Source organism: Pseudomonas sp. SWRI18 (genome assembly GCF_014268345.1).
GTDB lineage: Bacteria > Pseudomonadota > Gammaproteobacteria > Pseudomonadales > Pseudomonadaceae > Aquipseudomonas > Aquipseudomonas cedrina.
In genome coordinates, this window is record NZ_JACCQQ010000001.1 from 109,553 (window position 1) to 125,171 (window position 15,619).

Here is a 15,619-nt window from a genome sequence, read left to right on the forward strand (position 1 = left end):
CCTAGTGGGGCGTTTTGCTTTCCGTCACTTTTATTCTGGACCCTGCTGATGAGCGCTCCTCGTGAAACCATCGCTGCTGTCGCTACCGCTCAAGGTCGCGGTGGTGTCGGTATCGTTCGAATTTCCGGGCCGCTCGCCGGCGTGGCAGCCAAGGCCATCAGTGGCCGTGAGTTGAAGCCGCGCTACGCCCATTACGGGCAGTTCCTGGATGCTGACCAAAGTGTGCTGGACGAAGGCCTGGCTATCTATTTTCCGGGGCCGAACTCGTTTACGGGGGAGGATGTACTGGAACTGCAGGGGCATGGCGGCCCCGTTGTGTTGGATATGCTGCTACAGCGCTGTCTGCAGTTGGGCTGCCGCCTGGCGCGGCCAGGGGAATTCAGCGAGCGCGCGTTTCTGAATGACAAGCTCGACCTGGCCCAGGCCGAGGCCATTGCTGACTTGATTGAAGCCAGTTCCGCACAGGCAGCACGCAATGCACTGCGTTCGCTGCAAGGGGCGTTCTCACTGCGTGTGCATAACTTGACCGAGCAATTGATCAGCCTGCGCATTTACGTCGAGGCGGCGATAGATTTCCCCGAGGAAGAAATCGACTTCCTGGCCGACGGCCATGTTTTGACGATGCTGGATAAAGTGCGCGACGAGTTATCCACAGTGCTTCGGGAAGCCGGCCAAGGTGCCTTGCTGCGTGACGGTATGACGGTAGTGATTGCAGGACGGCCCAATGCAGGCAAATCCAGCTTGCTCAATGCGCTGGCCGGGCGTGAAGCCGCCATCGTCACCGAGATCGCCGGCACCACCCGGGATATCTTGCGCGAACATATCCACATAGATGGCATGCCCCTGCACGTGGTCGATACCGCCGGTTTGCGCAACACAGAGGACCAGGTAGAGAAAATTGGTGTGGAGCGTGCGCTCAAAGCCATTGGCGAGGCGGATCGTGTACTGCTTGTGGTGGACGCCACCGCGCCTGAAGCTGTGGATCCTTTTGCCCTGTGGCCGGAATTCCTGGAACAACGGCCGGACCCGGCCAAAGTCACCTTGATCCGCAATAAGGCCGACCTGACAGGCGAAGCCATTGCCATGCAAACCAGTGCGGATGGTCACGTCACCCTTAGCTTGAGCGCCAAGTCGGCGGGAAATGGCCTGGAATTGCTGCGCGAGCACCTCAAGGCCTGCATGGGCTACGAGCAGACCTCGGAAAGCAGCTTCAGTGCACGCCGCAGGCACCTGGAGGCGTTACGCCATGCAAGCGCAGCGTTGGAGCACGGTCGGGCCCAATTGACTCTGGCGGGGGCAGGGGAGCTGCTGGCTGAGGATTTACGTCAGGCGCAGCAGCTGTTGGGCGAGATCACCGGTGCATTCAGCTCCGATGATTTGTTGGGGCGCATCTTCTCCAGCTTTTGCATCGGCAAATAGCCGAGTTATCCACAATGCTTCACCAGTTATAGGACACCGTACCGAGCAGGGTACGGCTGTCTCCCCAATAGCATCGACCTGCGTCGTTGCAACCCGATACATATTCCTTGTCGAACAGGTTCTTGGCATTCAGGTCGACCGACCAATGTTTGTCGATCTGATAGCCGACGGCCGCATCCACCAAAGTGACGCTTCCTGCGTCCAACTTTCCGTAGAGCGTAGGCGCGGTGTAAGAAAAAGTACTGTCGAAGTAACGCACGCCGCCGCCCACGGACAAACCTTTGAGTTGGCCGTCGAGAAAACGGTACTTGCCCCACGCCGAAGCCTGGTTACGCGGTACGCCCGTCATCTGATGGCCCTCGACCAGCGATGTAGCCGAGTCCTTGGTGATCCTTGCGTCGGTGTAGGTGTAGGCCGCCGTCAGGTTCAGGTTTGGCGTGATGTTGCTGTTCACTTCGACTTCCACCCCCTTGGCGCGGCTTTCCCCCACTTGGCGATAGCTATTGGTGGTGGCATCAAGATAGGTGTCGTCTTCCTTGCGCAGGTCATACACCGACACGGTCATCGCCGTGTCCCAGCCGATCGGCTCGTACTTCACGCCCACTTCGTACTGGCTGCTGGTGATTGGCTTCAACGGTGCACCAGCGTTGGAGATCTGCTGCACCGGGACAAACGCCGTGGAATAGCTGACATATGGTGTGAGGCCATTGTCGAACTGGTACATCACCCCGCCCTGATAGGTGAACTTTCGGTCTTCGGAGCCGGTGTTGCCAGCCTTGTTCACCTTGTCGCGAAAATCACTGTCGACCCAGTCCTGACGACCGCCGAGCAAAAACAGCCAGTGGTCATACTTACTCTGGATCTGTGCATAGACGCCTTTCATCTGCTGCTCGAGCAGTGTGTTTTGCACGGCGACTGGAGTCAGCGGGTCACGCAGGTAAACAGGGTTATACACATTGATGGTGCCGCCAGAGCCTGCGTTCCAATCCTGGCTGAACGAGGTCCGGTCATAACTGGCGCCGAACAGCAGGGTATTTTCCAGCCCGCCGACCTGGAATTTTCCTTCCAGCTGGTTATCCAGAGAGTAGACCATCGATTTGTTATAGCGGTCGTAGGCGGTCATATTCAATTGAGTACCGAAGCCACGATTATTCAGGGCTCCAGGCCAGGTTTCATGGCGGTTGATGCGCGACTGCATGTAGCGCGAGTTCTGGCGGAACTGCCAATCGTCATTAAAGCTGTGGCTGAATTCGTAACCGGTGCTCCAGGATTCCCGTTCGAAGGTGTTCCAATCCGGGTTACCCAACATGGTGTGCTTGGACAGCTTGCCGTTCGGATTTGCAAGCAAGGTACCCGCCGCCGGCAAACCCAGCTCCAGGTTGGTGTGGTCCTTCTGGTAGTTGGCCAACAGGGTGAGGGTGTTGTAGTCATCGAAATTCAGGGTCAGGGAAGGTGCGATGTACAGACGATCGTCCGGAACATGGTCGGTTTGCGTGTCCGACTTGCGACCGAGCATCACCACCCGCCCCAGGATGTTGCCGCTATTGTTAAGTGGACCCGAGATATCCACACCCACCTGGCGCCGGTTGTTCGAACCATAGCCGAGTTGAACCTCACCCTGCGGCGTAGCGGTAGGGTGCTTGCTCACCAGGTTGACCAACCCGCCCGGTGCGTTCTCTCCATAAAGCAGGGAGGAGGGCCCACGGAAGATCTCGACCCGTTCCAGACCATAGGGCTCGCTGGTGGTGTCATACCGATTGCCTTGTACACGTAGGCCATCACGCAGCAGGCCGTAGCCATAATCCGTGGCATTGAAACCGCGAATGAAGAACAAATCTCCCGCAAGACCGTCGCCGGCGGCAAAAGGGGGCGCGAAGATACCTGGCACATAACCCAATACTTCAGTCAGCGTCTGAGACTTCTGGTCCTTGATGCGCTGGCCGGTGACCACCGAGACCGAGCGGGGTGTTTCCGACAAAGGCGTGCTGGTCTTGGTCCCAACCCGGCTGTTCTGCGCCTTGTAGCCGACGTCCCCGGCAATCTCCTGATTGAAACCGCCCTGTTGATAAGTGCTTACCGTGGTAGGCGCGAGAGTGAGCTCGCCTGCAGGGACGGCCTGCAACACATAGCTGCCGGGCGCCTGGACCACAGCCTGCAACCCGGAATTTTGCAGCAGCAATGCAAAACCCTGGTCCACCGAATAATCACCTTCCAGCCCTGGCGTGCTCAAACTCACGGTTTGTTGGGGAGAGAAGGAAAGAATCACGTTTGCCTTGGCGGCGAATTGGCTCAACGCACTATCCAACGGCCCTGCGGCGATGGCGTAGTGCTGCACGGCGCTCGCCGCCATGGCATCGTTTGTGAGGACGATGCTGGTCATGGCAGCGGTGCCGAGCAGCAGGCTGCAGGTGATGACGTGGCAGGAAAGTCGTTGGCGAAACGGGGTGGGAAGGCGCATAGGTGGGTTAGCCCTGAAGGTTGCGTCGTAATTACCTGAAGGGCCGTGCCAGGCAAAAAAAAGATAACCCCCTTTGTGGATATTTTTTACGAATCAGCCGATTCGCTTCACCGAAACCCAATAGCGAGTGAAGTACCTCACCTGAATCGGCAAGGTGGCCTGCAGGTTGGCGAGCACGGCATCGGAAGAGTCCAGGCGTAATGTCCCGGAAACACGCAGGCCTGCCGAAGCAGAGTCGCATTGCAGTACGCCTGGGCGATAGCGCGCAAGCTCACTGATCACATCCCCGAGCCGAGCGTCCAGTACGATCATCTGGCCATCGATCCAAGCGGCCTGGGATGTGCGATATGCCTGGTTCGGTCCTACAACTTGGCGATTAAAATCGGTGCTCTCACCGGCACCGAGCAGCCGGCCGTGGTCGGGTCGGTCACCCGGCGCCACACTCACCCGGTCCTCCAGAACGCCAACCCGAGTGGCACCCTCTAGTTGGCGCACGGTAAACCGGGTGCCCAATGCCTGGACTCGACCTTGTGCTGTCTCGACATAAAAGGGCAGTTGACCACCTGACTTGCCGGTGTGGATAAGTACTTCACCTTCACGTAGACGTATCAAGCGTTGGCGCCCGTCGAATACCACGTCAATCGCTGTGTTGGTATTGAGGTCAACCTGCGTCCCGTCGGCCAATTCGATACGCCGACGTTCGCCTACCGACGTCTTGTAGTCGGCCCAGATATTGCCCAGTGACGTATGTTGTTGAGCATTCCAACCCAGATACCCGGTACCGCCCAGCACCAGCATCCACTTCAGTACCTGCCGCCGTTGCTGCGTGGTCGATAACGCGCGGCGGGACAAATCCGGCGGCAGCGCACCGAGATTACGCTGCAACTGCTCCATCTGGTTCCATGCCGCCTGGTGCAAGGGATCACCATTGAGCCATTGCTGCCAGGCCTGACGTTCGGCCGCTGAGGGTGCCTGGGATTGAAACTGCACATACCAACTGGCGGCGGCTTCGAAGGTCTTGCGGTCAGGAATAGCCATTACAGGCTGGCCATGATCAGTGCGCACTCAGTCAATGCACGAATCATGTGCTTCTTCACCGTGGTCAGTGAAACCTGCAGTTGATCGGCGATCTGTTGATAAGTCAGCCCTTCGAGCTGCGACAGCATGAAGATGCGCCGGGCTCGCTCACCAAGCCCGCACAGGGCTTTATCCACAGCCACCAGCGTCTCGATAATGATGGCTTTGTCTTCTTCACTGATGGCGGTGGCTTCAGGACGTTCGGCCAAGGTCTGCGTATATGCCCGCTCAATGGCATGTCGGCGGTAACGATCAATCACCAAGCCTCTGGCGATTGTCGCCAGGTAATCCCTTGGCTCGATGATCTGCGCTGCATGCCGCCCACCCAGAATTCGCACGAACGTATCGTGCGCCACATCGGCCGCATCGCAGGCGTTATGCAGCTTTCCTTTGAGCCACCCATGCAACCAGGAATGATGTTGCTCGTAGATGTACTGGACCGCAGCTGTGTGTGAAGGAGGGGACATAAGGGCTGACAATGCGGGTTAATGATAATGGCTATTATTAACTGCGCCGGCCTTTTCTCACAATAGATCTCTTTTTGCCGCAGACACCGCAGAGTTTTTGGCCTCGGTCGGCCGTGCGATGGGAGAAATTTGCTCAGTTTCGGTGATTTCTGTGGAGTAAGCCCTGTGAATAACCGCCCCTGTGCCCAGTTGATAACAGGGCCTGAAACCCGAGTAAAAACCCGCCTGTGGATAACCACCTGTTTAATCCACAGGCTTAAAGCACTTATCCAAGGGCCTCATTGACACATGACCACAGACTTTTGAATCGCTGTACACATTGTAAATAGAGGCTTGTAGAGATCTATCCACAGAAATGATGCTCAGTAGAAATAAACATAAAAACAAAGATTTAATAAATTTCTCTCTTTTAATTTCTATTGTCTGTGATTCATCCACAGCTGGTTAAATTTTGTGCAAAGGGTTCTTTAGGAAGGCCTAAGTCCCTATACTTGCCGCCATTGCTCCAAAACTCTTTCAACAGACAATTCCTGATTACCTACATAAGCAGGCACGAGGTGCGTGGTGGATTTCCCTTCCCGTTTTGAAGTGATCGTCATCGGCGGCGGTCATGCCGGTACCGAGGCAGCACTGGCGTCAGCACGCATGGGCGTAAAAACCCTATTGCTGACGCACAACGTGGAAACCCTCGGTGCCATGAGTTGCAACCCCGCCATCGGTGGCATCGGCAAAAGCCATCTGGTCAAGGAAATCGATGCCCTGGGCGGTGTGATGGCCATGGCTACCGACAAAGGTGGTATCCAATTTCGCGTGCTCAACAGCCGTAAAGGCCCGGCGGTACGTGCTACACGGGCACAGGCCGACCGCATCCTGTACAAGGCCGCGGTACGCGAAACCTTGGAAAACCAGCCGAACCTGTGGATATTCCAACAAGCTGCGGATGATCTGATCGTCGAGCAGGACCAGGTACGCGGTGTTGTCACGCAAATGGGCCTGCGGTTCCACGCAGAGTCCGTGGTCTTGACCACCGGTACGTTCCTCGGCGGACTTATCCACATCGGTATGCAGAACTATTCCGGTGGCCGCGCCGGTGATCCGCCATCGATTGCCCTGGCAAAACGCCTGCGTGAACTGCCGCTGCGCGTTGGCCGCTTGAAAACCGGGACTCCGCCGCGTATCGACGGGCGTTCCGTGGATTTCTCGGTGATGACCGAACAGGCCGGCGATACGCCAATTCCGGTCATGTCGTTCATGGGGTCCAAAGCGCAGCACCCGAAACAGGTCAGTTGCTGGATCACCCATACCAATGCGCGCACTCACGAAATCATCGCAGCCAACCTCGACCGTTCACCGATGTATTCCGGTGTGATCGAAGGCATCGGCCCGCGTTATTGCCCGTCGATCGAAGACAAGATCCACCGCTTTGCCGACAAGGAAAGCCACCAGGTCTTCATCGAGCCCGAAGGCCTGACCACCCACGAGCTGTACCCGAACGGTATTTCCACTTCCCTGCCGTTCGACGTACAGATCCAGATCGTGCAATCGATTCGCGGCATGGAAAACGCGCACATCGTGCGTCCGGGTTACGCCATCGAGTACGACTACTTCGATCCACGTGACTTGAAATACAGCCTGGAAACCAAAGTGATCGGCGGTCTTTTCTTCGCCGGGCAAATCAACGGCACCACTGGTTACGAAGAAGCCGGCGCCCAAGGTTTGCTGGCCGGAACCAACGCCGCACTGCGTGCGCAGGGCAAAGACAGCTGGTGCCCGCGTCGCGACGAGGCGTATATCGGCGTATTGGTCGACGATCTGATTACCCTGGGCACCCAGGAACCGTACCGCATGTTCACGTCCCGGGCGGAATATCGCCTGATCCTGCGTGAAGACAACGCCGACTTGCGCCTGACCGAAAAAGGCCGCGAGCTGGGCCTGGTCGATGACGCGCGTTGGGAAGCCTTCTGCAAAAAACGCGAAAGCATTGCGTTGGAAGAACAGCGTCTGAAAAGCACGTGGGTTCGCCCAGGCACCCAGCAGGGCGATGCGATTGCCGAAAAATTCGGTACGCCGCTGACCCACGAATACAACTTGCTGAACCTGTTGTCGCGGCCGGAAATCGATTACGCCGGCCTGATCGAAGTGACCGGCCACGGCGCTGAAAACCCACAGGTCGCCGAGCAGGTCGAGATCAAGACCAAATACGCCGGATACATTGACCGTCAGCAGGACGAAATCGCCCGCCTGCGCGCCAGTGAAGACACCAGGCTGCCTGTGGATATCGACTACACCGGGATTTCCGGGTTGTCGAAAGAGATTCAAAGCAAGCTGGGGATAACCCGGCCGGAAACCCTGGGCCAGGCTTCACGTATCCCTGGCGTTACCCCGGCAGCGATTTCGCTGCTGATGATTCACTTAAAAAAACGCGGCGCGGGCCGTCAGTTGGAGCAAAGCGCTTGAGTTCGTTGGTTACCTCGCAACATGCCGAAGAGTTATCCACAGGGGCGCGCCAGCTGGGCGTTGAACTGACCGATGCCCAGCAGCAATTGCTGCTGGGTTACCTGGCCCTGTTGATCAAATGGAACAAGGCCTACAACCTGACGGCGGTGCGTGATCCAAACGAAATGGTTTCCCGGCACTTGCTCGACAGCCTGAGCGTCATGCCGTTCATCGAGAACGGCCGCTGGTTGGACGTCGGCAGCGGCGGCGGTATGCCCGGTATTCCTTTGGCCATCCTGTTTCCCGAGTCGCAAGTGACTTGCCTGGACAGCAATGGCAAGAAAACCCGCTTCCTGACCCAGGTCAAACTCGAACTCAAGTTGGACAACCTTCAGGTTATCCACAGCCGCGTTGAAACCTTCACGCCTGAACAGTCGTTCAACGGAATTGTTTCCCGAGCGTTCAGCAGCATGGAGAACTTCAGCAATTGGACTCGCCACCTGGGCGACCTCGACACCCGCTGGCTGGCAATGAAGGGCGTCCATCCAAGCGATGAGCTGTTAGCATTGCCGCCGGACTTCCACCTCGATAGCGAACACGCCTTGGCCGTACCCGGTTGCCAAGGCCAACGCCATCTGCTGATACTGCGCCGCACGGCATGATTGGGAACACAAGCAAGAATGGCTAAGGTATTCGCGATAGCGAACCAGAAGGGTGGCGTGGGCAAAACCACCACCTGCATCAACCTCGCAGCATCCCTGGTCGCGACCAAGCGTCGGGTGCTGCTGATCGATCTCGATCCACAGGGCAACGCCACCATGGGGAGCGGTGTGGATAAACACGGCCTGGAAAACTCGGTCTACGACTTGCTGATTGGCGAGTGCGACCTGGGCCAGGCCATGCATTTCTCCGAGCACGGCGGTTATCAACTGCTGCCGGCCAACCGCGATCTGACCGCGGCGGAAGTGGTGCTGCTGGAAATGCAGATGAAAGAGAGTCGTCTGCGCAGCGCCTTGGCGCCGATCCGTGACAACTACGATTACATTTTGATCGACTGCCCGCCGTCGCTGTCGATGCTTACGCTCAACGCCCTGGTGGCAGCCGATGGGGTGATCATCCCCATGCAGTGCGAGTATTTTGCCCTGGAAGGTTTGAGCGACCTTGTGGATAACATCAAGCGTATCGCCGAGCTGCTCAACCCGAACCTGCAGATCGAGGGCCTGCTGCGGACCATGTACGATCCGCGCCTGAGCCTGATGAACGATGTGTCGGCGCAGCTCAAGGAGCACTTCGGCGATCAGCTCTACGACACGGTGATTCCACGTAACATCCGCTTGGCCGAAGCGCCGAGCTACGGCATGCCCGCGCTGGCGTACGACAAGACTTCGCGCGGTGCCATCGCCTACCTGGCGCTGGCCGGCGAGATGGTCCGTCGTCAACGCCGCAATTCACGCACCCCAGCCGCCCAGCCAACTTAAGGAATCCCCATGGCCGTCAAGAAACGAGGTCTCGGACGTGGACTGGATGCACTGTTGAGTGGTCCGACCGTCACATCGCTTGAAGAACAAGCGGTGCAGGCCGATGAGCGCGAGCTGCAACACCTGCCGTTGGACCTGATCCAACGCGGCAAATACCAGCCGCGCCGGGACATGGATCCCCAGGCGCTGGAAGAACTGGCCAATTCGATCAAGGCCCAGGGCGTGATGCAGCCGATCGTGGTGCGCCCCATCGGGGACGGCCGCTTTGAAATCATCGCCGGCGAACGCCGCTGGCGCGCGAGCCAGCAGGCCGGCAAGGAAACCATCCCGGCCATGGTGCGCGATGTGCCGGATGAAACCGCCATCGCCATGGCACTGATCGAGAACATCCAGCGCGAAGACCTCAACCCTGTCGAAGAAGCGATCGCCTTGCAGCGTTTGCAGCAGGAATTCCAACTGACGCAGCAACAAGTGGCCGACGCCGTGGGTAAGTCCCGCGTGACGGTATCGAACCTGCTGCGCCTGATCGCACTGCCGGAAGTCATCAAGACCATGTTGTCCCATGGCGACCTGGAGATGGGCCACGCTCGAGCCTTGCTCGGTTTGCCGGAAAATCAACAGGTTGAAGGGGCGCGACACGTTGTCGCACGCGGTCTGACCGTTCGTCAGACAGAGGCCTTGGTTCGCCAGTGGCTGAGCGGTAAACCGGCTGCGGTCGAAGCCGCCAAACCTGATCCGGATATCGCCCGCCTCGAGCAGCGACTGGCCGAGCGCCTGGGCTCTGCGGTGCAAATTCGCCATGGCAAGAAAGGCAAAGGGCAATTGGTCATCGGGTATAACTCCCTCGATGAGCTTCAGGGCGTCCTTGCCCACATCCGCTGAAACATTTGCTTATGTAGCGCGTGATCGGAAATCACTACCCGGCAGTTGAATAGGGGCTGAACCGCCCCTATACTCTGCGCGCATTTTGTCGGCACAAATTATGCCAAGTTATTGATTTCCGGCAGCCGACCATTGAGGAGCAAGAGTGATGGAAACCCGCACGCCAAACACGTTGCCGTTCCATCGCTTGGCCGTTTTCCCGGTATTGCTGGCTCAGTTTGTCATCTTGCTGATCGCCGCTTTGGCGCTTTGGTACGGGCATGGAGTCGTAGCCGGGTATTCAGGACTTTGCGGAGGCCTGATAGCCTTGCTGCCCAATATGTATTTTGCTCACAGGGCCTTTCGGTTTTCCGGCGCCCGAGCAGCCCAGGCTATCGTCCGGTCTTTTTATGCCGGCGAGGCGGGGAAACTGATTTTGACGGCAGTGCTGTTTGCACTGACCTTTGCAGGTGTGAAGCCATTGGCGCCGCTGGCTGTATTCGGCGTCTTCGTGTTGACCCAACTGGTCAGCTGGTTCGCTCCCCTGCTGATGAAAACAAGACTTTCGAAACCTTAGGGCGTTTGAGGCAACCATGGCAGAAACAACCGCTTCGGGCTATATCCAGCACCACTTGCAGAACCTGACTTTCGGTCAGCTTCCCAACGGCGGCTGGGGCTTTGCCCACACCGCAGCAGAAGCCAAGGAAATGGGTTTCTGGGCTTTCCACCTGGATACTCTGGGTTGGTCGGTCGCATTGGGTCTGATCTTCGTCCTGATTTTCCGCATGGCGGCGAAGAAGGCGACTTCCGGTCAGCCAGGTGCGTTGCAGAACTTCGTTGAAGTACTGGTCGAATTCGTCGATGGCAGCGTGAAAGACAGCTTCCATGGCCGTAGCCCGGTCATCGCACCGCTGGCGCTGACCATCTTCGTCTGGGTGTTCCTGATGAACGCCGTCGACCTGATCCCGGTCGACTGGATTCCTCAGCTGGCCATCCTGATCTCCGGCGACGCGCACATTCCATTCCGTGCCGTATCGACCACTGACCCGAACGCTACCCTGGGCATGGCCCTGTCGGTGTTCGCGCTGATCATTTTCTACAGCATCAAGGTCAAGGGCATCGGCGGCTTCATCGGCGAACTGACCCTGCACCCGTTCGGCAGCAAGAACATCTTCGTTCAAGCCCTGCTGATCCCGGTCAACTTCCTGCTGGAATTCGTGACCCTGGTCGCCAAGCCTATTTCCCTGGCCCTGCGACTGTTCGGCAACATGTATGCCGGCGAGCTGGTGTTCATTCTGATCGCTGTGATGTTCGGCAGCGGCCTGCTCTGGCTTAGCGGCCTGGGCATTGTTCTGCAGTGGGCGTGGGCTGTGTTCCACATCCTGATCATCACCCTGCAGGCCTTTATCTTCATGATGCTGACCATCGTCTACCTGTCGATGGCGCACGAAGAGAACCATTAAGACCAGTCTCGACTAGTCTGATGTCCTTCCCGGTGAAACGGGAAGGTGGGCCCTACCGGGCTATGAAACGATTTGTTTTACCGCTTTAAAATCTAAAAAACCTAAACCATACGACGTAAAAGTCGGGAGGAAAGATGGAAACTGTAGTTGGTCTAACCGCTATCGCTGTTGCACTGTTGATCGGCCTGGGCGCCCTGGGTACTGCCATTGGTTTCGGCCTGCTGGGCGGCAAGTTCCTGGAAGGCGCAGCGCGTCAGCCAGAAATGGTCCCAATGCTGCAAGTTAAAATGTTCATCGTCGCCGGCCTGCTCGACGCCGTGACCATGATCGGCGTTGGTATCGCTCTGTTCTTCACCTTCGCGAACCCCTTCGTTGGTCAACTCGCTGGCTGATCACTCGAATTTTCGAGTTGATTGGGGTGATGGACAACGAATGAGCGAGGTGTTGGCGTGAACATTAATGCAACCCTGATTGGCCAATCCGTTGCGTTCTTCATTTTTGTAGTGTTTTGCATGAAGTTCGTGTGGCCTCCGGTCATCGCGGCTTTGCACGAACGTCAGAAGAAGATCGCGGATGGTTTGGACGCTGCCAGCCGTGCAGCTCGCGACCTGGAGTTGGCCCAAGAGAAAGTGGGTCATCAACTGCGCGATGCTAAAGCACAGGCAGCTGAAATCATTGAGCAAGCCAAGAAGCGCGGCAACCAGATCGTCGAAGAGGCTGTTGAAAAAGCCCGCGTCGAAGCTGACCGTGTGAAGGCTTCGGCTCATGCCGAGATCGAACAGGAACTGAACGGCGTCAAAGACGCGCTGCGTGCCCAACTGGGTGCTCTGGCGGTCGGCGGTGCCGAGAAGATCCTCGGTGCCACAATCGATCAAAACGCGCACGCGGAGCTGGTTAACAAACTGGCTGCTGAAATTTAAGCGAGGGCGATCATGGCAGAACTGACCACGTTGGCCCGACCTTACGCTAAGGCAGCCTTCGAGCACGCCCAGGCCCACCAGCAGCTGGCCTCTTGGTCAGCCATGCTCGGCCTGGCTGCAGCAGTGTCGCAAGACGACACCATGCAGCGCGTGCTCAAGGCCCCGCGCCTGACGAGCGCAGACAAGGCCGCCACTTTTATTGAAGTGTGCGGCGACAAGTTTGATGTAAAAGTGCAGAACTTCATCAATGTCGTTGCCGAAAACGACCGTCTCCCGCTTCTGCCGGAGATTGCCGCTCTGTTCGACCTGTACAAGGCCGAAGCAGAGAAATCGGTAGACGTTGAAGTGACCAGTGCTTTTGCATTGAACCAAGAACAGCAAGACAAACTCGCCAAGGTTCTCAGTGCACGACTCAATCGGGAAGTGCGCCTGCAAGCTACGGAGGACGCATCCCTGATTGGTGGTGTCGTTATCCGCGCCGGCGACCTGGTTATCGATGGCTCGATTCGCGGCAAAATCGCGAAACTTGCCGAAGCATTGAAATCTTGAGTTTGAAGGGGCAGCAGAGCAATGCAGCAACTCAATCCTTCCGAAATAAGTGAAATTATCAAGGGCCGCATCGACAAGCTCGATGTGACCTCCCAAGCCCGTAACGAAGGCACTGTCGTCAGCGTATCTGACGGCATCGTGCGGATTCACGGTCTGGCCGACGTCATGTACGGCGAGATGATCGAGTTTCCGGGCGGCGTCTACGGTATGGCCCTCAACCTGGAGCAAGACTCCGTGGGTGCCGTTGTATTGGGCGCGTACACCAGTCTGGCTGAAGGCATGAGCGCCAAGTGCACTGGCCGCATCCTGGAGGTTCCGGTTGGTAAGGAACTGCTGGGTCGCGTTGTCGATGCACTGGGTAACCCTGTTGACGGCAAAGGTCCACTGGGCAACACCGAGACCGACGCGGTCGAGAAAGTTGCTCCAGGCGTGATCTGGCGTAAGTCGGTAGACCAGCCTGTACAGACTGGCTACAAGGCTGTCGATGCCATGATTCCTGTCGGCCGTGGCCAGCGTGAGCTGATCATCGGTGACCGTCAGATCGGTAAAACCGCTCTGGCCATCGACGCGATCATCAACCAGAAGAACAGCGGCATTTTCTGCGTCTACGTAGCCATTGGTCAGAAGCAATCGACCATCGCCAACGTGGTTCGCAAGCTGGAAGAAAACGGCGCCCTGGCCAACACGATCATCGTGGCTGCCAGCGCTTCGGAATCTCCTGCGCTGCAATTCCTGGCACCGTACTCCGGTTGCACCATGGGTGAATTCTTCCGCGACCGCGGTGAAGACGCACTGATCGTTTATGACGATCTGTCCAAGCAAGCAGTGGCTTACCGCCAGATTTCCCTGCTGCTGCGCCGTCCACCAGGCCGTGAAGCTTACCCAGGCGACGTGTTCTATCTCCACTCCCGTCTGCTGGAGCGCGCATCCCGCGTTTCGGAAGAATACGTAGAGAAGTTCACCAACGGCGCAGTGACCGGCAAAACCGGTTCCCTGACCGCACTGCCGATCATCGAAACCCAGGCTGGCGACGTTTCCGCGTTCGTTCCGACCAACGTGATTTCCATCACCGACGGTCAGATCTTCCTGGAATCGGCCATGTTCAACTCAGGCATCCGCCCTGCAGTGAACGCCGGTGTTTCGGTATCCCGTGTGGGTGGTGCCGCTCAGACCAAGATCATCAAGAAGCTCTCCGGTGGTATCCGTACCGCTCTGGCTCAGTACCGTGAACTGGCGGCATTCGCCCAGTTCGCTTCTGACCTGGACGAAGCGACCCGTAAGCAACTTGAGCATGGTCAGCGCGTTACCGAGCTGATGAAGCAGAAGCAATACGCCCCTATGTCGATCGCTGACATGGCGTTGTCGCTGTATGCCGCTGAGCGTGGGTTCCTGACCGACGTTGAAATCGCCAAGGTCGGCAGCTTTGAACAAGCGCTGATTGCTTACTTCAACCGCGATCACGCCGAATTGATGGCGAAGATCAACGTGAAGGGTGACTTCAATGACGATATCGACACTGGCATGAAAGCCGGTATCGAGAAGTTCAAGGCCACCCAAACCTGGTAAGCCGCAGCGGGAGCCGCAAGGCTCCCGCTTGCTAACCTGATAGGTGTTACATGGCAGGCGCAAAAGAGATTCGCAGTAAGATTGCGAGCATCAAAAGCACGCAAAAGATTACCAGCGCCATGGAAAAAGTGGCGGTCAGCAAAATGCGCAAGGCACAAATGCGCATGGCTGCTAGCCGTCCTTATGCGGAGCGTATCCGTCAGGTAATTGGGCATCTGGCCAACGCCAACCCGGAATACCGCCACCCGTTCATGATCGAGCGCGCCGTCAAGCGCGTGGGTTATGTGGTAGTGAGCAGTGACCGTGGTTTGTGCGGTGGCCTGAATACCAACCTGTTCAAGGCCCTGGTCAAGGACATGGCGGTAAACCGCGAAAACGGCGTCGAGATCGATCTGTGTGTTGTGGGTAGCAAGGGTGCGGCCTTTTTCCGCAACTTCGGCGGTAACGTCGTTGCAGCTATCAGCCACCTGGGTGAAGAGCCGTCGATCAATGATTTGATCGGCAGTGTGAAGGTGATGCTGGATGCGTACCTGGAAGGCCGGATTGACCGCCTGTCCGTGGTATCCAACAAATTCATCAACACCATGACCCAGCAGCCAACCGTGGAGCAATTGATCCCACTGGTGGCGACTCCGGATCAGGAACTCAAGCACCACTGGGACTACCTCTACGAACCAGACGCCAAAGAGCTGCTTGACGGCTTGATGGTGCGCTACGTGGAATCGCAGGTGTACCAGGCGGTGGTCGAGAACAACGCAGCTGAACAAGCGGCGCGGATGATCGCGATGAAAAACGCTACCGATAACGCCGGTGATCTGATCAGCGATTTGCAGCTGATCTACAACAAGGCGCGTCAGGCTGCGATCACCCAAGAGATCTCGGAAATCGTCGGCGGCGCTGCCGCGGTTTAACGGTTCAAATATTC

15 protein-coding genes are annotated in these 15,619 nt (G+C 57.4%); 12 read left to right on the top strand and 3 right to left on the bottom strand.

All coding sequences use genetic code 11. The features are described 5' to 3' along the window. Positions 1–48 precede the first annotated feature (48 nt). On the top strand, positions 49–1,419 hold the full coding sequence (mnmE, locus tag H0Z09_RS00525; protein WP_186685949.1) for a tRNA uridine-5-carboxymethylaminomethyl(34) synthesis GTPase MnmE: 1,371 nt from the start codon (positions 49–51) through the stop codon (positions 1,417–1,419). 19 nt (positions 1,420–1,438) lie between these two features. Here mnmE and H0Z09_RS00530 read toward each other — a convergent pair whose 3' ends face one another. The 3 genes from H0Z09_RS00530 to H0Z09_RS00540 all read right to left on the bottom strand — a co-directional run bounded on the left by H0Z09_RS00530 (position 1,439) and on the right by H0Z09_RS00540 (position 5,421). Continuing rightward, positions 1,439–3,877 (bottom strand): TonB-dependent siderophore receptor, encoded by a 2,439-nt coding sequence (locus H0Z09_RS00530; protein ID WP_186685952.1) that lies wholly within the window; start codon positions 3,875–3,877, stop codon positions 1,439–1,441. Between the two features lie 93 nt (positions 3,878–3,970). Next, positions 3,971–4,915 (bottom strand): FecR domain-containing protein, encoded by a 945-nt coding sequence (locus H0Z09_RS00535; RefSeq protein WP_186685967.1) that lies wholly within the window; start codon positions 4,913–4,915, stop codon positions 3,971–3,973. Further along, positions 4,915–5,421 (bottom strand): sigma-70 family RNA polymerase sigma factor, encoded by a 507-nt coding sequence (locus tag H0Z09_RS00540; protein WP_076952158.1) that lies wholly within the window; start codon positions 5,419–5,421, stop codon positions 4,915–4,917. Before H0Z09_RS00540 ends, H0Z09_RS00535 begins: the two co-directional genes overlap by 1 nt. A gap of 564 nt (positions 5,422–5,985) precedes the next feature. Between H0Z09_RS00540 and mnmG the strand changes: the two genes are divergently transcribed. The 11 genes from mnmG (at position 5,986) to atpG (ending at position 15,605) form a co-directional block, all read left to right on the top strand. Beyond that, the gene (gene mnmG, locus H0Z09_RS00545) at positions 5,986–7,878 is read left to right on the top strand and encodes a tRNA uridine-5-carboxymethylaminomethyl(34) synthesis enzyme MnmG (RefSeq protein ID WP_186685969.1); all 1,893 of its coding nucleotides are present in this window, start codon (positions 5,986–5,988) and stop codon (positions 7,876–7,878) included. Then, positions 7,875–8,519, top strand: coding sequence for a 16S rRNA (guanine(527)-N(7))-methyltransferase RsmG (gene rsmG / locus H0Z09_RS00550; RefSeq protein ID WP_186685971.1), 645 nt, complete (start codon positions 7,875–7,877; stop codon positions 8,517–8,519). The genes mnmG and rsmG overlap by 4 nt, the downstream gene beginning before the upstream one ends. Positions 8,520–8,537: 18 nt before the next feature. Then, positions 8,538–9,335: a ParA family protein gene (locus H0Z09_RS00555; RefSeq protein WP_169375274.1), complete on the top strand. Its 798-nt coding sequence runs from the start codon at positions 8,538–8,540 to the stop codon at positions 9,333–9,335. Between the two features lie 9 nt (positions 9,336–9,344). Next, entirely contained in the window at positions 9,345–10,217 is an 873-nt protein-coding gene (locus H0Z09_RS00560) for a ParB/RepB/Spo0J family partition protein (protein WP_186685973.1), read from the top strand. 148 nt (positions 10,218–10,365) lie between these two features. Further along, positions 10,366–10,773: a F0F1 ATP synthase subunit I gene (locus tag H0Z09_RS00565; RefSeq protein ID WP_003177069.1), complete on the top strand. Its 408-nt coding sequence runs from the start codon at positions 10,366–10,368 to the stop codon at positions 10,771–10,773. A gap of 16 nt (positions 10,774–10,789) precedes the next feature. Next, positions 10,790–11,659 (top strand): F0F1 ATP synthase subunit A, encoded by an 870-nt coding sequence (atpB, locus tag H0Z09_RS00570; RefSeq protein WP_057725770.1) that lies wholly within the window; start codon positions 10,790–10,792, stop codon positions 11,657–11,659. A 134-nt stretch (positions 11,660–11,793) separates the two neighbouring features. Then, on the top strand, positions 11,794–12,051 hold the full coding sequence (atpE, locus tag H0Z09_RS00575; protein ID WP_002555987.1) for a F0F1 ATP synthase subunit C: 258 nt from the start codon (positions 11,794–11,796) through the stop codon (positions 12,049–12,051). Positions 12,052–12,108: 57 nt separating this feature from the next. After that, a complete protein-coding gene (locus H0Z09_RS00580; RefSeq protein ID WP_015886647.1) occupies positions 12,109–12,579 on the top strand; it encodes a F0F1 ATP synthase subunit B in 471 nt (156 codons plus the stop codon). Positions 12,580–12,591: 12 nt separating this feature from the next. Further along, positions 12,592–13,128 (top strand): F0F1 ATP synthase subunit delta, encoded by a 537-nt coding sequence (locus tag H0Z09_RS00585; RefSeq protein ID WP_186685975.1) that lies wholly within the window; start codon positions 12,592–12,594, stop codon positions 13,126–13,128. A 21-nt stretch (positions 13,129–13,149) separates the two neighbouring features. Next, the gene (gene atpA, locus H0Z09_RS00590) at positions 13,150–14,694 is read left to right on the top strand and encodes a F0F1 ATP synthase subunit alpha (RefSeq protein WP_186685977.1); all 1,545 of its coding nucleotides are present in this window, start codon (positions 13,150–13,152) and stop codon (positions 14,692–14,694) included. A gap of 50 nt (positions 14,695–14,744) precedes the next feature. Then, positions 14,745–15,605 (top strand): F0F1 ATP synthase subunit gamma, encoded by an 861-nt coding sequence (gene atpG / locus H0Z09_RS00595; RefSeq protein WP_003195829.1) that lies wholly within the window; start codon positions 14,745–14,747, stop codon positions 15,603–15,605. Positions 15,606–15,619 lie beyond the last annotated feature (14 nt).